This is a genomic window from Lactobacillus hamsteri DSM 5661 = JCM 6256, from assembly GCF_000615445.1.
Lineage (GTDB): Bacteria > Bacillota > Bacilli > Lactobacillales > Lactobacillaceae > Lactobacillus > Lactobacillus hamsteri.
The window spans coordinates 1-19089 of record NZ_BALY01000011.1 but is presented as its reverse complement, the minus strand read 5'-3'; the positions used below and the strand labels follow the sequence as shown (position 1 = coordinate 19089).

Sequence of the window (19089 nt, the reverse complement as noted above, 5' to 3'; positions counted from 1 at the left end):
GTGATAACTATGCTAGTGCATAAGCGCTACGATGATTTGCTTAAGGAGCTGACAGAATTAGTAGCAATGCCGGATGGTGATGATGAAGATCATTATACGAAAGTGTTGAAGTACGTCCTATCGAAAGCTATTCAAGATGTAGCTAATTACACTAACATCCCTGTCGATGAGTTGCCTGAAGAGCTAGATTACACAATAGTTTCTTTGACTATTCAAGTAATTGATACTCATGGTTGGTTAACTCCAGATAATGATCAAACAGGTAATGTTCAATCATTATCCGAAGGAGATACCTCAGTTACTTTTAAATCTGTAACAAGTATTTATAGCGAATTGCAGAGTGTTAATTTCATTACGGACAATTACACTAATATCTTAAATAATTTCCGGAGGTTACCAGAATGAGCCTATTTAAAAGACTTAAAAGGGTAGTTCCGATTTTATGGAAAGATAAAGCTACAATTACGGGAACAGAGCCTGTTAAGCATGGTGCGGTAACTAATAATGAGCCTGCAACAATCGTAGAAGATGAACCTTGTAAAGTTATCCTTAAGGGACAATCAACAAGTGTTCAAAATTTTTACGGAACAGACAAATATGATGCTAAGTTGTTGATTAGAAATGGTATCAGCATCCCTGCTGGTGCTGTTATTTACATTACTGATCAAAATGGCAACTCAGTTAAGTATAAAAATGCTTCCAAAAGTTACTCAGGCTATTACAGCCATCAAGAACTAGCAATGGAACGAATGGAGAAAGCATAATGGCCATCGGTAGAGTGGATGATGAGCAATTTCAAGCATGGGCTAATCGTGTGAAAAGAAGAATTGACACAGGAGAATTGAAAAAAGAACTGACTAGAAGTGTGAAACGTATAGGTAAGCAAGCAATCAGACAGTTCAAAGCAAATACTCCAGAAGATACTGGTCACTTAAGACGATGCTGGCGTGTTCAAGATGCTGGCTTCATTGGTGGTTCCTGGTCAATTGAGTTAACAAACGGTGCGGAGTATGCTTCGTATGTTGAAAATGGCCACAAAACCTGTGAACATACAGGATGGGTGCCAGGACAATTCTTTATGAAAGAATCACTAGATCAGGTAAATAGCCAACTACCAGAGCTAATTACCCCAGGCTTGTGGGCTTTTAGAGATATTTTAAGCTAATGGAAAATACAACAGAACGAATTGCAAACAGATTAGCTGAAATCTTTCCGGATATAACAATTTATACAGAAAATCAGTCTAGCGGCTTTGATGTTCCTAGTTTCTATATTGTTAGAACTATGACGAGCATTAATAGTCGCTTATTTGCTATTCAAGATCGTACTGTATCTTATCAAGTTGTTTATTTTGCTAATCCCGATTGTCCTAATGCTGATATGGATCACGTTCATGATCTACTAGCAGATAATTTCGTGAGATTGGGGACTTATGCGACTATCCGGAATCGTGAGTTTAATCTGGATCAAAAAGAAGAAACTTTGACAGTGAGCTTTGATATATTGCTCAACATGTACAGAGTGGATGATGTGTCTATGCAAAGGAGCTTAGATATAAATGAGAGAAGTAAGAAACAAGACCAGCAATAAAGAACCTAAGTTTACTAAGGTAGGTTTAATGGCTGGTAATTTTACTACAACAGAAAAAGACATTATGAATATTGTTTTGAAAGACGGAAAGGAATACACAATTCCTGAAGCTAAAAAAGCAATTGAAGAATTTAAGAAAGGATTTTAATGATGGCTGGTGGAACTTGGAAAGCACAAAACAAAGTAAGACCTGGTGTTTATATTAATGTTAAAGGAAACGGTAAGCCTACCCTCACTAGTGCTATTGGTCGACTTTTGATGTTTCAAAATAAACCTCTTGGTTGGGGTAAGAATGGCGTTATCACTTTAGATAACAATTCAGATTTTGAAGCAGAAACAGGTCACAAACTCAGTGATCCAATCATGGCACCAGTTAAGGAAGCACTTAAAGGCGCAGAAACTGTTTTACTTGTAAATACTACTCAAGGCGGTGTAAAAGCCAAAGCTACTGGAGATGAATTGCCAGTAGAAATTATGGCGAAATACGAAGGTACAGTAGGTAATAACATTAAAGTTTCTATTGATCCTGCAGCAGATAACTCTTCTTTAACCGTAACCACTATTTTTGGTACAAAAATGGTAGATCAGCAAAAAGTAGCAAGCATTGAAGATGTAGAAGACAATTACTACGTTACTTTTAAGCAATTAGCTACTAAGAAAGATATAGTAGGCTCAAATACTTTTACATTAACTGGTGGTACTGATGGTACTAATAATGTAGTAGATAAGATGAATGAAGCATTGGAAAGCGAATATTATACAGTTGCTACTACTGCTGGTTGGGATGAAGAAAGTAATATTCATCAATTATTCGCAGAACAAATTAAGCGGTTGCGTGAAAATATTGGTATTAAGGTTCGTGGCGTTGTTCCTAATTCTAAAGATATGGCTTACAACTATGAAGGCTTATCTGGTGTTAAAAATGGCTATGTTTTAAATACTGGTGAAGTAATTGATGTACCAACTGCTACTGCTCGCTTTGCTGGTATGTCTGCTAGTGCAGATGCAGCTACAGCATTAACGTACAAAGACATTGATGATGCAATTGATTCAAAGCCTAGACTTAATAACGATGAGACTGTTAATGCTTTAACAGCTGGCGAAATTGTATTTACTACTCGTAGTCACAATAGAGTTGTAATTGAACAAGACTTGGATACTTTAACTAAGTTTAATGCTGATAAGCCTAAATCATTCTCTAAGAACAAAATTATTAGAGTTCTTGATGAAATTTGCATTAATACTCAACAAGTCTTTGAAAGTAGTTTTTTAGGTAGAGTTCCTAATAATGACAATGGCCGTGGCTTATTTAAGGCTGATCGCACATCATATTTGGAAAAATTGCAAAGCCAAAACATCATTCAAAACTTTGAACCTGGTGATTTGGAAATTTTACCAGGTAATGATAGCGATGCGGTAGTTATGAATTTGGCTGTCCAACCTGTCGATGCAATGGAAAAACTTTACGTAACTATTACTGTACGTTAGGAGGAATAATTAATGGAAAATGTAGAAAAATTTTTATCTGGTAGAGATACCATTAATTCAAAATCTGCACAAGTTGTAGTTAATATCAACGGAGAAATTATCCCAGTTATTCAATGTAAAAAGTTTAAAGCTACCATTAAAAAGCATAAGGAAGATGTTCAAGTTTTAGGCAATAATTGGACTATGAAGAAGACTACTAGTGCTGAAGGTACTGGTACTTTAGGTGAATACACAATTGACTCTAAGTGGATTAAAAAGGGTATTCCATTTACACAAGAAAAAGGAGATTTGTACTTCTCTCTTACATTCACTGTGGATGATCCAACTTCTGCAGCAGGAAAACAAATCATCCAACTTGATTATGTGAACCTTGATGAAATTCCAATTGCTGATATTGAAGCTAAGGACAATGTTATGACTAACGAATGTGATTTTACATTTGAAGGTGTAACTCTTATCAAACCATTTGATGGTGTAGATGCAATTAACAGAAGTTACTTGCAAACTTACTAATTTGAGAGGTATTTATTATGGAAGAACCAAACGTTAAAGATTTTTTACCATCTGCTACAACGGAAGAGGCTATTAAAACTGAAGAGATTAAATTCAAAAGATTTAAGGCGCCATTTAAGATTAAGTCTTTGATGGCTGGTCAAACTCTTGAATTACAAAAAGAAGCTACAACTAAAATTTTTAACGAAAAAACTAGAATTTATGATTCTAGACTTGATCAAGAAAAATTAACTAGCTTGTATGTTACCGAAAGTGTAGTAACACCAAATCTTAACAGTGCTGAATTACAAAAAGCATATGGTACGATTGGTGACCCTTACGGCACTTTAACTCATATGCTTACTGCTGGTGAGTTTGCCGCTTTAGTAAATGCAGTTATGAAATTATCCGGTTTGGATGAAAGCAATCAGGATGTTATCGAAACAGTAAAAAACTAATTGAAGACTCAGTAGGTGACTTTGCAATATATCATTACGTTTTAAATGAATACCACTGGACACCTGCTGAGTGGGCTAAGCTTTCTCGAAGAGAGCAAGACATAGTTATAGCTTCAATAGAAGTAAGACAAAAAAACGAAAAACATCAACAAAAAGAATTAGAAAGGAAGGCCAAGTCGCAGTACTAGTTTTTAGTATGAAGACTTGTGCCTTCTTTTTTTGTATCTAAACGAATGGAAGGAGGTAGAGTATGCCTGAAATAAGTGCAACGATTAGAATTAACGATGCTTTTAGTAGTGCATTAAATAAACTTTCATCTGGGCTGTCACAGACACAATCTGGTTTTTCAAAATTAAAAAGCAGATTAAGTGGCACCAACAATGATATGGGTAGTTTAACTGGAAAAACTACAGGCCTTATGAAGAGCATAGTGGGTGGCCAACTCATAGGTAATGCGATTAGCAAGGGGATGGGATTAGCAGCATCCGGAATTAGGTCTATGGTTAGCGAACTGAATGAATCATCAACATCATGGCAGACTTTTGAAGGTAACATGAGACAACTAGGCAAAAGCCCAGCTCAGATTCAAGCTGCTAAAACTTCAATGCAGAGGTTTGCTGAGCAAACAATCTATAGTTCTTCAGATATGAGTAACACTTACAGTCAACTTGAAGCAGTTGGTACTAAAAATACTGCTCAGCTAGTTAAAGGTTTTGGTGGTTTGGCTGCAGCCGCAACTAATCCTCAACAAGCTATGAAGACCTTGAGTGAGCAAGCTACTCAGATGGCCGCTAAGCCTAAAGTTCAATGGCAAGACTTTAAATTGATGCTTGAGCAGACTCCAGCTGGTATAGCAGCCGTTGCTAAGTCAATGGGCAAAAGTACACAACAACTGATTAAAGATGTTCAAGATAGCAAGGTAGAGACTCAAGATTTCTTTGATGCGATTACTAAAACTGGTAATAACGCTAATTTCAGTAAAATGGCCACTCAATATAAAACTGTTGGTCAAGCGATGGATGGTTTGAAAGAAACCTTAGCCAATAAATTGCAACCAGCTTTTGATAAGGTCGGAAAAGTAGGTATTGACTGGGTTTCTAAACTTACGGATCATTTAGGTGATTTAAACTTAGATGGAATTACTGACAAGCTAGTTGGTGCCATGAAAAAGATTGACATTGACGCAATCTTTGATGGTGTAAAAAAGACAATTACTGATCTTACGCCACTGTTTTCAACAGTAAGTAAAGGTTGGGATCAGATGTTTAAAGGCTTCTCCAGTACGGGTGCCTTTAGTAACATCGGAAGCACTATTCAAAACATAGTATCAACGATCAAAGACAGCTTTAGTCAACTTAATGAGATAGGCGGTGGGAACCTTTTCGGAAATATTGGCCAAGCTCTTGGTAATGGTCTTAACGCCATCTTGCCAGTAATTGATACAGTGATATCAGCTATTTTTAACGCTTTAAATTCATTGATGCCAGTATTTTCATCTATTGGAAGTGCATTAGGGCAAGCTTTCCAAATGGTGATGCCAGTTATCCAGAATGTGATTAATACGATATCTACTGTCATCACTACAATTGCTCCGTTAATAAGCACACTCATAGATGGTGCTATCGCACTTATTGGGCCTATCTTTGAGAATATTGCTGCTACTGTTTCAACAGTATTTTCAGCAATTTCACAAGGATTACAGCCACTAGCCACTGCCTTTAGTCAATTACAAGCTGCGGCCGCTCCGTTAGCTCCTGTCTTGTCAGGAATAGGCCAAGCACTAGGTACTATAGGCGGAGCTGCTTTGATGGGCGTTGCTTTGGGAATTGGTGTGATTGTCGATGCATTTACAAGTCTTATCTCCATAGCTTCAGCGGTAGGATTTGCTGTAAAGGGAATTGTACAAAGTATGCACGCTTTGGGCGATGCAATGACTGGCAATTTTTCTGGAGCAAAGCGTGATATTCAAGATGCAGCTAATGCGTTCGGTAATTTGAAGAATGCTGTAGGCAATATTGGTAATGCAGTTGGTAATGGTGTTACTGCGAACATGGTGAAACAGTTCTATCAAATGGGAGATTCTGCACAACAAGCTGCCGACAAAGTTAATAACACAAAGATCAGCCCACAAGTAGATATAGCTAAAGCTAACTCACAATTAGCAAACTTGGGCAAAGGTCAAAAAGTTAAAATTGACACTCAATTTGATGTTTCTAGCATTAACAAACAAATCCATGCTTTGGACAATCAAAAAGGCTTTAAAGCTAAAATGCAAGTTGATACATCAAGCCCTAATAAGCAATTTTCAGGGCAAAAGGTTATTCAAAAAGTTGCTGTTAAGTATGACATACCAAAATCTCCAAAGCTTCCTACAATTAAAGCTCCTAAAGTTGGCAAGCCAAAAATTCCAACACCTTCATCACCAAAACTTAAAACAATTAAAGCCCCAAAGGTAGGCAAACCAAAGATTCCTACACCAAAGTCACCAAAGCTAAAAAAAATACCAGCACCTAAAGTTGGTAGACCGGTAGTTCCTAAGCCTAAGCTACCAAAATTGGGTAAGATCCCAGCACCTAAAGTTGGCAGACCAAATATGAGTGGCGTTGTGGCAGCGGTTCGATCAGGAATGGCAAGAGCTGCAGCTGCAGCTAGAGCTGGAGGAGCTGCTTTAGCTAGTGCAGTGCGTGGTGCTATTAATCAAGCGGTGGCTGCTGGTAGAGCTGGAGCTAGTGCGATGTACAGTGTAGGTGCTGCAATTGGTCAAGGCTTGGCTTCAGGTATTAGATCCCAAATTGGAGCAGTAGCTGCAGCTGCTGATGCTTTAGTAGCACAAGCAAACCGAGCAGCTAGAGCTAAAGCGCAAGTTCACTCACCATCTAAGCTTTTTGCTGAAATCGGTACTTACATGGGTGAAGGTATGGCCATCGGTATGAATGGCACAGCTAATTTACTAGCTAAAGCTGGAACAGGATTGGTTGCATCAGCTACACCAAATATCGGTGCTAATAGAGGTAATGGCTACAATTGGGGACAAAACTCGAATGCAATTTCATCTAATACAATTACCCCTAATACAGTGACTACCAGTAATTATCAGAATGGAACAAGTAATATCGATAACCGGAAAGTTACCATATCTCAAGGCGCTATTGTCGTTAATAGCACGGGCGATGCCAAAACTGACGTGAAGGCAATTCTTCGAGAATTGGAATTGGAAATCATCCATGCAGATGATAAGTCCTTAGTTTAAGTAAGTAGGTGATTAAAAATGCCAATGAATGGTTATGCAATTTATATAACTGATCAAACTAGTGGTACACAAATCGAGCTACCAGTTAATCCAGCGCAAGTAGAATTGAGCTATGAAACTGATGATAAGTCCGAAACTGTTATCAACTTGGGCGAAGTTAATACCGTTGGACATTTGAAACTAACAAGTTTAACTATCGAATCATTTTTCCCAGAATTTGATGGACATTACGTCAGTACAGATGATTTGCAAAGCCCTGAAGATTACATTGAAGATATTAAAGACATTCAAGAAGAACAACATAAAGTGCGAGTAGTGATTTCAGGTACTAAAATCAGTCTTTTAATGACAATTGCTAAGTTTACATACTCAATGCGAAATGGAAATACTTCTGAATACATCTATACTCTAGAACTAAAACAATATCGAAAATTTTCTTATAAAAAAAATCAAAAAAAACTAAAAAAAAAGACTAAAAAGAAAACTAAGAAAAGATCAACGCCAGCTAAAAAAATCAGCATTGGTTCTAAAGTGAAAGTTTCTGGTAGGCTTCATGCAGACAGCTATGGTCAAGGGGCAGGAATGTATGAAAAGAACGCTGAGCGTGAGGTCATATATATAGCTCCAGGACGTGAATATCCAGTTTGCGTTGGTATTAATGGAGTTGCTAGAGGTTGGGTTAAGATGTCGGAGGTGAAAAGAGCATGACAGTTACTACTTTTCATCTTTTCAGGCGTTCTAATCTTTTTCGCAATTCTACTAAAAATCCTAAAGGCACGGGATATGATTTAAAGAACAATGTCAAGAATATTGTTTGGACTACTGACATGAATCTAAGTGCAGGTGAACTTACTTTTGATTTAATTGAACCACTTGATCAACTGGTCATCCCTTATACGGGAGACATCATAACTTTCCGATGGAATAAAGAAAAGGTTTTTTATGGTTACGTATTTAAGTATGAGTTTACAGGTGATCGAACTATTAGCGTAACTTGTTATGACAAACTTAGATACTTAAAGAATGAGGACTCCATTGTATTTAAGACAAATACAGTGGCTGACCGATTTAATGAAGTATGTAAGCGAGCAGGGCTATCACATAGCGTTAAAAATGCACCAACTCATAAAGTAGCGGCCGAAATATGTGATGGTAAAACTTACTTTGACATGCTAAAAACAGCAATTAATAAAACTTATCAATCTACTGACCATATGTATTTTGTTGCTGCAAATTATGACAAGGTTGAGCTAAGGCGTGCCCCTTATAAGAAGTTAAAAATCGTTGTTGATACTCGAACAGTAGTAACGGATTTCACCTATTCCGTGGATATTGAAAATACAGCCAACGTGGTAAAAGTTGTTCAGAAGGATAAGAAAAAGTCTCAAACTTCAAGTGCCACAGCTAAAGGAAACTCGGATAAAGAAACTCCAAGTAATACAAGCTTCAGTTCTACTAGCGCTCAAGGAAAAAGCGTTGAGCAGTGGGGAAAGTTGCAAATTGTAAAGCCCAAAAAGTCTAAAGCCACACAAGCTCAAATGATGGCACAAGCTAAGAGCGTGCTTAAACAAAAAAATGTGGCAAATAAAAAACTAAGTATTACTACTAAAGGAGATTTAAGTTTAGTAGCTGGTAATGCAGTTACGGTTTATTTGAAAGATATGAAAAAGAAGCTTTCAGATTGTCCGATTCTTAAAGCTACGCATGAATTTGGAACGGATTACATGGTTAAGTTAGAAATGAAAGTAGGCAAGCAATGGCAGGAGAGCAAATCTTAAAGCTTTTAAAATCACGAGGTGGCAAACCATCTGATTATGCTGACATAGTATATGGCGTTGTTAAATCAACTGATCCGCTTAAAGTGCAAATAGCTAATGACATGGTAATTACTGAAGATTTTATTGAGCTAGGTAGACATATCGGCAAGATAAAACTTCAAGGAAAGCTTAAGTCTAAAGGCTCATTAAGTGGCTTTCAGTTTCATGGACATAGCGGAAGTGCTTCCTTTTCTAAGTCTGATATTGATTTTCCTAAAAAAGATTTTTATTTAGAAATCAACAATGAACTTGAAAAAGATGACAAAGTAACTCTTGTACGATGCGATGGCGGACAGAGATTTTATCTGTTTGAACGAACTGATAAAGATGGATACGGCTTTTAAAAGAAAGGATGGTGTTTGCTTTGAATGATGAACTTTTTACAGAAGAAGATGATGAGCTTGATTTTGACGAAACAGGATTTGAAGGCGAAGAGTCTATCCTAGAAATCGATGAAGAAGAAGCTCAAATCGATAATGGTCAAGTTGAAGATGATCCTACACTAACCTTTCAGGTCTATCATGGCAGAATCAGAAACAAGTTTGATGGCTTAGCTGCTATGGAACAAGCTGTCGATAAAATCCTTAGAACAGAGCGCTTTATATATCCAATCTATTCTGATCAGTATGGTAATGATTTGCCTGAACTAATCGGTAAAAATATTTCTTACGCCAAAACAGAATGCGAAAGAATGATTATCGAAGCACTTATAGACGATGATCGTGTTACTGAAGTAGATATACAAACTATCGATTTGATAGAAACAGATACATTAATGGTAAGGGGTGTATGCCATACAGTGTATGGTGATATTCCGATAAAAGAGGAGGTCGGTTTAAGCAATGAATCCTGAAGAATTAGCTAGAACGTTTGAAGAACGCAATTTTAATTACTGGAAAGATGAAATGCTTGATGAAGTTCCAGATGATATTGATAAGCGTGAAGGCTCTATCGTATATGATGCGATTGCTCCAGCAGCCATGCTACTCGCTCAACAGTCTTTGAACATGGCAATGATCATCAAACAAACTTATATCAGAACGGCTACAGGAGAATTTTTAGACTATCGAGCAGTTGAACACGGTACAAGTCGCTATCCAGCTACTTATGCCGAAGTTAAAGCTGTAATTGAAGGCTTTGATCATCAGCCCATTGATAATGTGGCGCTAGGAGATCGTTTTGCCAGTATAGGTGATATTCCTAACTTCTACAAAGTTGTGAAGCTTAATGATGATTCTACGGTAACCATGCAAGCTGAAGTTTCTGGTACGGGTGCTAACAGCTATATCGGGCAAATCTTACCAGTTACTCCTAATGACCGTGTAAACTGGGCTGAGATTATAGAAGTTACTGTGCCTGCTAGAAATGCTGAAACAGATGATCACTTAAGAGCAAGATTGCTAGGCTCTCAAAATTGGATCGCATACGGTGGTAATGTTGCGGACTATTTAGATATGTGTAGTGAAATTGATACTATTGGTGCTGCTCAAATTTATCCAACATGGGCAGGCCCTGGAACCGTTAAAGTGGTTATTTTAAACAACGATTTAAAGCCGGCAAGTAAAGACTTATGTCATCAAGTTAAAGAAGCACTAGATCCTGAAGAGAAAACTACAGAAGGCTATGGTTTAGCTCCAATTGATCATAGAGTAACAGTCGTAGCTCCCGAAGCTTTGATTGTTAATGTGCGAACTAGAGTCAAACTTGAACCACAAGCTTCTATAGTAGGTGTGATGGAAAACATCAAGAAAACACTAGAATCTTATTTTTCTAGATTGCGTGATGATTGGGCACAAATTGATCCCGTACTTGGTCGAGGATATGCACAAGCCATCTATCGCTCACAAATTTTATCTCGAATTATGAACGTAAGTGGTGTAGCAAATGCGACCTTGCCTTATTTGAATGATGAAGATGAAGATATAAATTTGATTTTTAATAACAATCTGTCACAACTCCCAATGCTGGGCGAGGTGACACTAGATGGATAAAAGACATATTTTAGATAAAAAATTTATTTTTGAATATATGCCTGATTATTATCAAGGCGTATATGAAATGGAAAAGATCCTTGCAGCACAAGGCGTGTCACTAAGCGATTTTGATTTTGAAAGAAATAGAACTTTGCTCAATCAGTTTGTAATTAAAACGGATTTACAAGGTGTTTCTGTTTTTGAAGATCAAGTTGGGATTGTACCAGATCCTGAAGATAGTTTAGAGATTAGGCAAAACAATGTTTTAATGCATCTATTGCCACCTAAGCCTTTAACTGTCCGATATCTTAACTATCTAATGAACTTCATGAATTTAAAAGCTGAAGCCAAAATTGATCATGGCAAGCGATATGTTCAAGTTGATGCTAAAAGTGAAGATATTAACTTATCTAATGTACGGCAATTGCAATACTTACTAAATATTTGTATTCCGGCCAATATGATTTATGAAATCATGATTGCTTTATCGAAAGCTGAAATTGAAAACACCTTAAACTATGGAATTTTTCATACAGTAGATAGTGATGCTACTAGTATGGCTAATACGGATCAACTCAACTTTGATATTGTGACTCGTGAAGAAATTTATAAAGGTGTTGGCTTCTATCACATAACAGATGCAAAGATTTTAGCTGATAAAGATCAATTTTTAAAATAGGAGAAAAAGAGCATGTCAAAATATAATAAAACAATTTTAACTGACGCTGGGCTTGAACTAGCAAAAAAAGCAAATGCTGGTAAAGCAAAATTTCAAATTACTAGAGCTGTTACTTCAAGTGAAGATTTAAGTGGAAAAACTATTACTGAATTACAAGCATTAACAGAATTACCATCCATTATGCAAAATGGCACAATTTTAGATGCTGAACCTACCCAAACAGATAATGCAATTTTAAGTGTTTCATTACGATTTACTAACAAGGATTTAACTAATTCATATCCAATTCGTAATGTGGGGCTTTATGTCAAAGAAGAAGGAAAAGATCATGATTTTCTTTACGCTTTAGCTACGGCTCAAGAGGCAGAATTTATGCCTGATTATTCTGATCAAGTTTTGTACAGATTTAATTTACAAATGTATGTAGTTGTTGGTCGTGTGCAAAGCGTTACAGTTGAAATCTTAGATGGAACTAGTGTACCTTATGATGTCTTTAATCGACATGTTGAAGAATCAAATACTAGGTTGGAAGATTTAGAAAATACTCGTGCTAAATCAGCAACAGTAAACGGTAGCGAAAAAGTCTTACCAGATGATGAAGGTAATTTAGCTTTAACGGTTCCTAATCCAGATTTGAGCAATTATCCTACTAGATCAGAAGTTGAATCATTAACGGATTTAACGAAAATTAAATTCAGAAAGCAGTTTGTTAATGGTACAAGTGAAGCAGAAGATAAAACATGGAGTGCTAAAAAGAATGCAGACGGCACTTATACCATCGATATTTTTAATGATGATTGGACTGCTATTAAATTAGTAGATTTAATTAAAACGGTAGGCGGTAAAGCTGATAAAGCTACAGTCGATGCGTTAACTACTAGAGTAAATACTTTAAGCGGTACTACTGAATCACAGAATAAAGTAGGCATAGATGCTAATACATTAACTACTACGGGTGTTTACAGAATTGAAACCCCAACTGCTGAGCTAAATTATCCTACTAGTAATGGGGGCGTATTGAATGTTTTAAATGGGGTGAATAGTAGACTTGTTCAAATTTACTATCCTGACAATAACGAAGCACCATATTATAGATTTAAAACAGATAACAATTGGAAACCATGGGTTCAACTTGCTTCTGCGTCTGGAGTTTATGCAAAAACTGAAACTTATAATAAGACTGACGTTAATAACCTTCTTGAAAATGTAGGCAAAGTCAAAAGCGCTACTGTTAATGGTGGTGCCCAGATTTTGCCTACTGAAGATGGCACTTTGCCTTTGATAGTTCCTGATCCTGATTTAAGCGGCTTAGCTACTAAAAAAGAATTATCAAAAGCAGTGAAGGTTAAAACTGTTGATGGAAACGAACCAGATTCAAATGGAAATGTAAGCACTAATAGTGTCAAGAAAGTTAATGGCGTTAGTCCTGATAGTAATGGGAATGCAACTATAAATGTTGGGGTAAAAAAAGTGAATAACACTTTCCCAGATTCCAATGGAAATGTAGCAACTATTCAGATCTTTGACAATGATAGTGATGCAAGGCAATATAGTGCAAATCATCCAGACACACTAACAGGAATTTTATTATAATGAGGTGTTTCTATGGCAATTTATAGAGATGGTAAAGCGCTAAAAAGCGCATACGCAAATAGCACTGAAATTGCAGCTATGTATTATGCAACAAAAAGAAGTAGTGATTCTGCTAAATTAATTTATTTGAAATATTATCCAAATGGATATCACTCAAAAACAGTATCTGACCAAATTACTCCAGAAGAATGGAGTGCGCTTCGCTCTTCAGATATTATTGCTGAAAGTGGCTATCCTTTTTATGTTAGCAGCGCAAAAACAATTTATTTAGATCGTACTGAAGTTGATAAGATTTATAGAGATTATTATTTTTCTGTTAGTCCTGAATGCACTCAATTTGGTAGTGCATCATGTTCAAAATTAATAGATATTTTAACTGCAGCTAAAAATGGCAATAATGATTTGAATAAAAGAATGATCGTATATCCTAATACAAACAATAGAGGAATAGCAGCTCTATATATTCATGGCCACTTTAAAATGATTAGAATGAATTACATTAGTAGTGAAAACAAATGGCAATGTAGTGATTTACAAAATAACTGCTATATACAATTCTTCAAGAACCCACAATATTAGGAGCGTAGCAAACATGATTGAAGTTGCAAGTAGCTACCATAATGAGCTACTAGAACAATACACCCACTTGATTGACGATAAGTGGTTTTGGGCTTTTACGATTGTGGTTTTACTAGATCTAATTTTAGATTTAATTAAGCCCTGGGTGATTAAGACGGATGAGAGAAAAAACTGGTTTAAACCACAATCAGTATTAAGAAACGCGGTTACTTATGCGGTTGTAGCGGTTGGCTACCCATATTTATTTACAATTGGGGCACAAACTGCAGCAACGGCATTTTTAATTGCTTTTATTTATCAATACTTAGTTTGGGTGATTGAAACCTGGACTGAGGTTGGTTGGTGGCTGCCGGAACCAATTATTAAATTTGTAAAGGCGCAATGGTCTACCAGTAATAAAAAATTAGATGACACTATTAATAGGAAAGAAGATGATCAAAATGTTAAAAATGGTTGATGTTTACTCTGGCTCACCACGCTCATACGCAACTCTAAGTGGGGTTGATGTAATCATGGTGAAAGCTACCCAAGGGACAAATTATATTAATCCGTTTTGTGATCAAGATTATCAAGCAGCTAAAAAAGCTGGTAAGTTGCTTGGTGTTTATCACTATATCGGGGGCGGCAATCCTGAAAAAGAAGCGCAATACTTCTATAAAAATATCAAAGGCTATCTTGGTGAAGCCGTGCCTGCTGTTGACTGGGAAAGTTACCAAAATTCTAGTTGGGGTGATAGCAACTATGTGCGTAAGTTTGTAGATGCGTTTTATAAGTTATCTGGTGTTTGGCCACTAATTTATGTGCAAGCTTCATCTTTAAATCAGGTTGCAAACTGCAGTAAAGATTGTGGTCTTTGGATTGCATCTTATCCTTCTATGAACTGGAAGAGTTGGAGCATCCCTAATATGAAGCTAAATACCAGCCGTGGTCAACTTATACTATTTGGCAGTTTACTGGTGATAATATGGACAGAAATGTGGCCAATACAACTAAAGAAGGCTGGAAGAAATTAGCTAAAGGATCGAATAAGAAACCTGTAGCTAAATCAAAAAACAAAGCCGCTTGGAAAAAGAAACAAGGTACGTTTATTCTTGGTCAAGCTTTAAAGCTGCACGAAAGTCCGCATATTGACTCACCAGCTATTGCAAAACTACCAAAAGGCAGTATTATTCAGTATGATGCCACTTTGCAAGGCCCACTTCGTTTATGGTTAAGACAGCCACGAAGTAATGGTAAGTATGGATATATCGTTGCTAAAGATAAATATGGAAAATTACTAGGTAAACTAAAATAATTTGTAAAAAAGAAAGCCACTCTGTAGGATAAGACCTATGGAGTGGTTCTTTTTTGTTTGTGGTATAATGTCTATTCGAAGAGTTTTACGCCTTCTTTCTAATACAAATAATTAACACAATCTACGTAAAATTTACGTAAAAAAGTAGCTAATTATGATTAATTATGCTAACTTGTAAAAGCTAAAAGCTAGTAATAAAGGACTAAGAAGAATGATGAAAAACGCAATTTATATAGACATTAAGGCAAGTAATTATGGCCGAAAAAAATAAGAATAAAAAACGTGATGTTAAAACAATCGTTATCCGAGTTGTAGCAATTATTTTGTTACTTGTTGGGTTGGCTTTGATTTTTAATAAACAAATTAGAAATCAAATGATTAGCCGTAATCAAACAAGTACCATGACTTCTTTGACTAAAAAGAAAGTTGAACAAAACCAGAAAAAGAAGGGGATGTTTGACTTTAATAAAGTAAAAGAAGTGGACTTTAGTCAGGTTGCTAAATCGGCACGTAAGAATAATGCCCATGCAATCGGTGCCTTAGCAATTCCTGACGTTAATATGCGTTTACCAATTTGCTTAGGGATGTCCGATGATGCCATGACTACAGGTGGCGGTACAATGCGTGAAGATCAAGTGATGGGGCAGGGAAATTATCCTCTTGCTGGTCACTATATGACGGCAAAAGGAATTTTGTTCTCACCACTTGAGGATACAAAAAAGGGTCAAAATGTTTACCTAACCAATCTTAAGAAGGTTTTTGTATATAAAATCTATATGAAGAAAAAGGTAAATCCTTACGCAGTTTACTTGGTTGACAATACTAAAAAGCCAATTGTAACTTTAATTACTTGTGCGGATGGTGGAGTTAACCGTTGGGCCGTTAGAGGTAATTTAATTAAGACTGAAAAGGCAACGAAAAACAATTTAAAGGTGTTTAATCTAAAATAATGAAATGGAAACAAAGAACTGCAGAAGAACTTAATTCCGACTTAATTGAGAAATATCAACTTAGCCCCATTACGGCTAAGTTGTTTTCTTTAAGAGGAATTAATACTGACGAAAAATTAGATTTTTGGTTTAATGCAAGCGAAGAAAATTTAGCTGATCCTTCTTTGATGCATGATATGGATAAAGCTGTTGAACGGATTAATAAGGCGATTGATAAAGGTGAAAAAATCACTATTTATGGTGATTATGATGCCGACGGAATTACGGCAACAACTATCATGACAGAAACGTTGAGCATTTTGGGTGCAGATGTTCATTATTTTATACCTGATCGCTTTAAAGATGGTTATGGTCCCAACCTTGATCGTTATAAAGAAATTGTTGAAAATGGCACCAAATTAATTATTACCGTTGATAATGGCGTAACTGGTGTTGAAGAAATTAAGTATGCTCAAGACCATGGCGTTGATGTCATCTTAACTGATCACCATACTTTCCAAGAAAATGTTCCTAAGCCCTATGCCTTAGTTCATTGTAATTATCCTGGCCAAAAGTATCCTTTTGATGATTATTGTGGGGCCGGCGTTGCGTATACAATTTGCCGCTCGTTGATGCAGGATACAATGCCCGAATTGCTTGATTTGGCAATGATCGGCACTATTGGCGATATGGTTAAGGTAACCGGTGAAGGACATATTATTGTTAAGCGCGGATTAGAAATGCTTAATCAAACTGAACGTCCTGGTTTGCGCGCGTTGATTAAAAATGCTGGTCTCAATCTTGGTGATATCAATGAAGGCGATGTAGCTTCAATATTGCGCCACGTCTTAATGCTGTAGGCCGTTTAGATAATGCGAATATGGCGGTTGAACTTCTTCTTAGCGATGACGACATTGAAGCGCAGAAGATTGCTGATAGAATTGAAGAATTAAATGATGAACGTAAAGAATTAACCAGTGAAGTTTATGAAAAATGCATGCGCCAAATTAAAGAAAATAGTTGGCAAAAAGCAAATACATTAGTCATTTATGATCCTGAATTTCATGAAGGCGTGCTTGGTTTAGTTGCTAATAAAGTGGTTGAAAAAACGCATAAACCAACAATCGTTTTAACCAAAAATGCTGCAGGAGAGATTAAAGGTTCAGGTCGTTCCATTTCTGGCTTCAATTTATTTGATGCTTTAAGTCCTCTTAAAGATCAGCTTTTAACTAAATTTGGCGGACATGATTTTGCCTGCGGATTATCGCTTGAAGAAAATAAAATAAACGAATTGCGGAATACCTTTGAAAAAGATTTCCATGTTGAAGGCAGTCTTGAAAGTAAAGATTATGATATGGAATTACAGCTTAATAAGTTAAATCCGCAAACTATGGCCGAAATTAATCAGGTGGGACCATTTGGCACAGGTGATCCATTGCCAATTTTTAGTATTTCTAATGGGAATATTACTCATTTCTTTAAAATGGGTAAGGAAAAGAATCATGTTAAATTTACAGTGAATAAAGATGGTGGTTCACTTCCGGTAGTTGGGTTCAACAAGGAATTTTTGAATAACAATCTTTTGCCATTTATTACAAAAATATTTGTGCAATTATCGGTTAATAATTTCCGTAATAAAACAACCTTACAAGGAATTATGGAGGGGTTGGATTTTGCTGCACCAAAACTTGCGGTGCCTACCCCTGTAATTGATTTGCGAGCTGAAAATTATGTGATGGGCTTTGCGGACAGATATTTGTTATTCGATCCTAAAAATATGGCTTATGCGAAAAATAGTTTAGGAATTGATGAAGATAAATTAAGTTTGGTTAGTGATTATCAAGAAAGTGGCGAAACTGCTGTTTTATTGGATGTACCACATAACCAAATTGAACTTGATCAAGCCTTAGAAAACAATTATCAACAACTTTATTTACGTTTTTTGATTGATCAATTACCAGTTGAAAGTTTGCCTAATAAAAATTATTTTAGCAATGTATTAAAGTATATCTATAAACATCCAACTTTAACGCCTGACGATTATCGTACGGTTGCACCATATTTAGGACTGGATTATGATAGTGTACTATTCATTTTGAGAGTTTTCTTTGAGCTTGGTTTTATAAAATTAGATAATGGAAAATTAGTTGGTGAAAAGAATCCTAAAAAGCAACCATTATCGGCGTCTAAGTACTTGATGGCGACAAAATCTCAAATTGACTTTGTTAGTCAATTGCGTCATATGTCATCTCAAAAACTATTGACATATGTTAATAATCTCATGAAATAGAAGTAAAATGTCTGTTTTTTGAAGCGAAACTTTGTTAAAATAGACAAGTCAAGTGTTCGATATATAGACACACAATATTTATGGAGGTTTTTCTTCTTATGGCAATTGATTTTAGTAAGCATATTGCAAATGTTAAGGATTTTCCTAATAAAGGCATTATCTTCAGAGATATTACGCCAATTTTGCAAGATGGCGATTTATACAGAGCAGCAACTCACGACTTAGCAGAATATGCTAAGAGTCGTGGTGCTGAAGTTATTGTGGGACCAGAAGCCAGAGGATTTATCGTAGGTTGCCCTGTTGCTACTGAACTTGGCCTCGGCTTTGTTCCTGCTCGTAAGCCTCATAAATTGCCAAGAGAAGTTGAAAGTGCTTCTTACGATTTGGAATACGGCTCAAATGTTTTGGAAATGCATAAAGATGCAATTAAGCCAGGCCAAAAGGTAGTTATCTGTGATGATTTGATGGCTACTGCTGGTACTCTTCATGCTACTAAGCAATTAATTGAAAAGCTTGGCGGCGTTGTTGTTGGTGCGGCATTTTACATTGAATTGGTTGACTTAAAGGGCCGTGAACAATTCCCTGATACTGATATTTACTCACTTGTTAAGTACCATGGTGCTTAATATAAAAGCTAAATAATAGCATATTATTAAA

At 36.3% G+C, this 19089-nt stretch carries 22 protein-coding genes and 1 pseudogene; all 23 read left to right on the top strand.

Going from position 1 to position 19089, the window contains the following annotated elements; all coding sequences use genetic code 11:
• The first annotated feature begins 9 nt into the window (after positions 1 to 9).
• Entirely contained in the window at positions 10 to 405 is a 396-nt protein-coding gene (locus tag JCM6256_RS04120) for a head-tail connector protein (RefSeq protein WP_025080529.1), read from the top strand.
• A complete protein-coding gene (locus JCM6256_RS04115) occupies positions 402 to 764 on the top strand; it encodes a hypothetical protein (RefSeq protein WP_025080528.1) in 363 nt (120 codons plus the stop codon). The genes JCM6256_RS04120 and JCM6256_RS04115 overlap by 4 nt, the downstream gene beginning before the upstream one ends.
• Positions 764 to 1165 (top strand): HK97 gp10 family phage protein, encoded by a 402-nt coding sequence (locus JCM6256_RS04110; protein WP_025080527.1) that lies wholly within the window; start codon positions 764 to 766, stop codon positions 1163 to 1165. The genes JCM6256_RS04115 and JCM6256_RS04110 overlap by 1 nt, the downstream gene beginning before the upstream one ends.
• Positions 1165 to 1590 carry a phage tail terminator family protein gene (locus JCM6256_RS04105; protein ID WP_025080526.1) on the top strand — a complete coding sequence of 142 codons (426 nt, stop codon included), beginning with the start codon at positions 1165 to 1167 and terminating at the stop codon, positions 1588 to 1590. The genes JCM6256_RS04110 and JCM6256_RS04105 overlap by 1 nt, the downstream gene beginning before the upstream one ends.
• The gene (locus JCM6256_RS04100; protein ID WP_025080525.1) at positions 1559 to 1738 is read left to right on the top strand and encodes a hypothetical protein; all 180 of its coding nucleotides are present in this window, start codon (positions 1559 to 1561) and stop codon (positions 1736 to 1738) included. The genes JCM6256_RS04105 and JCM6256_RS04100 overlap by 32 nt, the downstream gene beginning before the upstream one ends.
• A complete protein-coding gene (locus JCM6256_RS04095) occupies positions 1738 to 3078 on the top strand; it encodes a phage tail sheath family protein (protein WP_236694732.1) in 1341 nt (446 codons plus the stop codon). Before JCM6256_RS04100 ends, JCM6256_RS04095 begins: the two co-directional genes overlap by 1 nt.
• A 12-nt stretch (positions 3079 to 3090) precedes the next feature.
• Entirely contained in the window at positions 3091 to 3591 is a 501-nt protein-coding gene (locus JCM6256_RS04090) for a phage tail tube protein (RefSeq protein WP_025080523.1), read from the top strand.
• 17 nt (positions 3592 to 3608) lie between these two features.
• Positions 3609 to 4028 (top strand): phage tail assembly chaperone, encoded by a 420-nt coding sequence (locus JCM6256_RS04085; RefSeq protein ID WP_025080522.1) that lies wholly within the window; start codon positions 3609 to 3611, stop codon positions 4026 to 4028.
• A 250-nt stretch (positions 4029 to 4278) separates the two neighbouring features.
• Entirely contained in the window at positions 4279 to 7278 is a 3000-nt protein-coding gene (locus JCM6256_RS10685) for a tape measure protein (protein WP_201778990.1), read from the top strand.
• Positions 7279 to 7296: 18 nt separating this feature from the next.
• The gene (locus JCM6256_RS04070) at positions 7297 to 7986 is read left to right on the top strand and encodes a hypothetical protein (protein WP_025080521.1); all 690 of its coding nucleotides are present in this window, start codon (positions 7297 to 7299) and stop codon (positions 7984 to 7986) included.
• Entirely contained in the window at positions 7983 to 9056 is a 1074-nt protein-coding gene (locus tag JCM6256_RS04065) for an XkdQ/YqbQ family protein (protein WP_025080520.1), read from the top strand. Before JCM6256_RS04070 ends, JCM6256_RS04065 begins: the two co-directional genes overlap by 4 nt.
• The gene (locus tag JCM6256_RS04060) at positions 9035 to 9439 is read left to right on the top strand and encodes a DUF2577 family protein (protein ID WP_025080519.1); all 405 of its coding nucleotides are present in this window, start codon (positions 9035 to 9037) and stop codon (positions 9437 to 9439) included. Before JCM6256_RS04065 ends, JCM6256_RS04060 begins: the two co-directional genes overlap by 22 nt.
• Before the next feature lie 20 nt (positions 9440 to 9459).
• Positions 9460 to 9948: a DUF2634 domain-containing protein gene (locus JCM6256_RS04055; protein WP_338035066.1), complete on the top strand. Its 489-nt coding sequence runs from the start codon at positions 9460 to 9462 to the stop codon at positions 9946 to 9948.
• On the top strand, positions 9938 to 11086 hold the full coding sequence (locus tag JCM6256_RS04050) for a baseplate J/gp47 family protein (RefSeq protein ID WP_025080517.1): 1149 nt from the start codon (positions 9938 to 9940) through the stop codon (positions 11084 to 11086). The genes JCM6256_RS04055 and JCM6256_RS04050 overlap by 11 nt, the downstream gene beginning before the upstream one ends.
• A complete protein-coding gene (locus tag JCM6256_RS04045) occupies positions 11079 to 11747 on the top strand; it encodes a putative phage tail protein (protein ID WP_035438263.1) in 669 nt (222 codons plus the stop codon). Before JCM6256_RS04050 ends, JCM6256_RS04045 begins: the two co-directional genes overlap by 8 nt.
• A 12-nt stretch (positions 11748 to 11759) precedes the next feature.
• Positions 11760 to 13340, top strand: coding sequence for a pyocin knob domain-containing protein (locus JCM6256_RS10335; RefSeq protein ID WP_025080515.1), 1581 nt, complete (start codon positions 11760 to 11762; stop codon positions 13338 to 13340).
• A gap of 12 nt (positions 13341 to 13352) precedes the next feature.
• On the top strand, positions 13353 to 13919 hold the full coding sequence (locus JCM6256_RS04035; RefSeq protein ID WP_025080514.1) for a hypothetical protein: 567 nt from the start codon (positions 13353 to 13355) through the stop codon (positions 13917 to 13919).
• A gap of 13 nt (positions 13920 to 13932) precedes the next feature.
• Complete coding sequence (locus tag JCM6256_RS04030) at positions 13933 to 14376, top strand: phage holin family protein (protein ID WP_025080513.1); 444 nt, start codon at positions 13933 to 13935, stop codon at positions 14374 to 14376.
• Positions 14351 to 14932, top strand: coding sequence for a GH25 family lysozyme (locus JCM6256_RS10750; RefSeq protein ID WP_238318570.1), 582 nt, complete (start codon positions 14351 to 14353; stop codon positions 14930 to 14932). Before JCM6256_RS04030 ends, JCM6256_RS10750 begins: the two co-directional genes overlap by 26 nt.
• Positions 14896 to 15213 carry an SH3 domain-containing protein gene (locus JCM6256_RS10745; RefSeq protein WP_238318569.1) on the top strand — a complete coding sequence of 106 codons (318 nt, stop codon included), beginning with the start codon at positions 14896 to 14898 and terminating at the stop codon, positions 15211 to 15213. The genes JCM6256_RS10750 and JCM6256_RS10745 overlap by 37 nt, the downstream gene beginning before the upstream one ends.
• Before the next feature lie 254 nt (positions 15214 to 15467).
• Positions 15468 to 16163 (top strand): class A sortase, encoded by a 696-nt coding sequence (locus JCM6256_RS04020; RefSeq protein WP_025080512.1) that lies wholly within the window; start codon positions 15468 to 15470, stop codon positions 16161 to 16163.
• A pseudogene (gene recJ, locus JCM6256_RS09670) lies at positions 16163 to 18432 on the top strand (single-stranded-DNA-specific exonuclease RecJ). Before JCM6256_RS04020 ends, recJ begins: the two are co-directional and overlap by 1 nt.
• 98 nt (positions 18433 to 18530) lie before the next feature.
• Complete coding sequence (locus JCM6256_RS04010) at positions 18531 to 19058, top strand: adenine phosphoribosyltransferase (protein ID WP_025080511.1); 528 nt, start codon at positions 18531 to 18533, stop codon at positions 19056 to 19058.
• Positions 19059 to 19089: the final 31 nt, after the last annotated feature.

What these genes read in the sequence shown, in the direction of transcription:
- JCM6256_RS10685 (WP_201778990.1), top strand. Translation starts at nt 4,279, where the DNA reads ATGCCTGAAATAAGTGCAACGATTAGAATTAACGATGCTTTTAGTAGT.
- JCM6256_RS04105 (WP_025080526.1), top strand. Translation starts at nt 1,165, where the DNA reads ATGGAAAATACAACAGAACGAATTGCAAACAGATTAGCTGAAATCTTT.
- JCM6256_RS04100 (WP_025080525.1), top strand. Translation starts at nt 1,559, where the DNA reads ATGAGAGAAGTAAGAAACAAGACCAGCAATAAAGAACCTAAGTTTACT.
- JCM6256_RS04085 (WP_025080522.1), top strand. Translation starts at nt 3,609, where the DNA reads ATGGAAGAACCAAACGTTAAAGATTTTTTACCATCTGCTACAACGGAA.
- JCM6256_RS04050 (WP_025080517.1), top strand. Translation starts at nt 9,938, where the DNA reads ATGAATCCTGAAGAATTAGCTAGAACGTTTGAAGAACGCAATTTTAAT.
- JCM6256_RS04035 (WP_025080514.1), top strand. Translation starts at nt 13,353, where the DNA reads ATGGCAATTTATAGAGATGGTAAAGCGCTAAAAAGCGCATACGCAAAT.
- JCM6256_RS04045 (WP_035438263.1), top strand. Translation starts at nt 11,079, where the DNA reads ATGGATAAAAGACATATTTTAGATAAAAAATTTATTTTTGAATATATG.
- JCM6256_RS04095 (WP_236694732.1), top strand. Translation starts at nt 1,738, where the DNA reads ATGATGGCTGGTGGAACTTGGAAAGCACAAAACAAAGTAAGACCTGGT.
- JCM6256_RS04115 (WP_025080528.1), top strand. Translation starts at nt 402, where the DNA reads ATGAGCCTATTTAAAAGACTTAAAAGGGTAGTTCCGATTTTATGGAAA.
- JCM6256_RS04030 (WP_025080513.1), top strand. Translation starts at nt 13,933, where the DNA reads ATGATTGAAGTTGCAAGTAGCTACCATAATGAGCTACTAGAACAATAC.
- JCM6256_RS10750 (WP_238318570.1), top strand. Translation starts at nt 14,351, where the DNA reads ATGATCAAAATGTTAAAAATGGTTGATGTTTACTCTGGCTCACCACGC.
- JCM6256_RS04120 (WP_025080529.1), top strand. Translation starts at nt 10, where the DNA reads ATGCTAGTGCATAAGCGCTACGATGATTTGCTTAAGGAGCTGACAGAA.
- JCM6256_RS10335 (WP_025080515.1), top strand. Translation starts at nt 11,760, where the DNA reads ATGTCAAAATATAATAAAACAATTTTAACTGACGCTGGGCTTGAACTA.
- JCM6256_RS04110 (WP_025080527.1), top strand. Translation starts at nt 764, where the DNA reads ATGGCCATCGGTAGAGTGGATGATGAGCAATTTCAAGCATGGGCTAAT.
- JCM6256_RS04020 (WP_025080512.1), top strand. Translation starts at nt 15,468, where the DNA reads ATGGCCGAAAAAAATAAGAATAAAAAACGTGATGTTAAAACAATCGTT.
- JCM6256_RS04060 (WP_025080519.1), top strand. Translation starts at nt 9,035, where the DNA reads ATGGCAGGAGAGCAAATCTTAAAGCTTTTAAAATCACGAGGTGGCAAA.
- JCM6256_RS04065 (WP_025080520.1), top strand. Translation starts at nt 7,983, where the DNA reads ATGACAGTTACTACTTTTCATCTTTTCAGGCGTTCTAATCTTTTTCGC.
- JCM6256_RS04010 (WP_025080511.1), top strand. Translation starts at nt 18,531, where the DNA reads ATGGCAATTGATTTTAGTAAGCATATTGCAAATGTTAAGGATTTTCCT.
- JCM6256_RS04070 (WP_025080521.1), top strand. Translation starts at nt 7,297, where the DNA reads ATGCCAATGAATGGTTATGCAATTTATATAACTGATCAAACTAGTGGT.
- JCM6256_RS04090 (WP_025080523.1), top strand. Translation starts at nt 3,091, where the DNA reads ATGGAAAATGTAGAAAAATTTTTATCTGGTAGAGATACCATTAATTCA.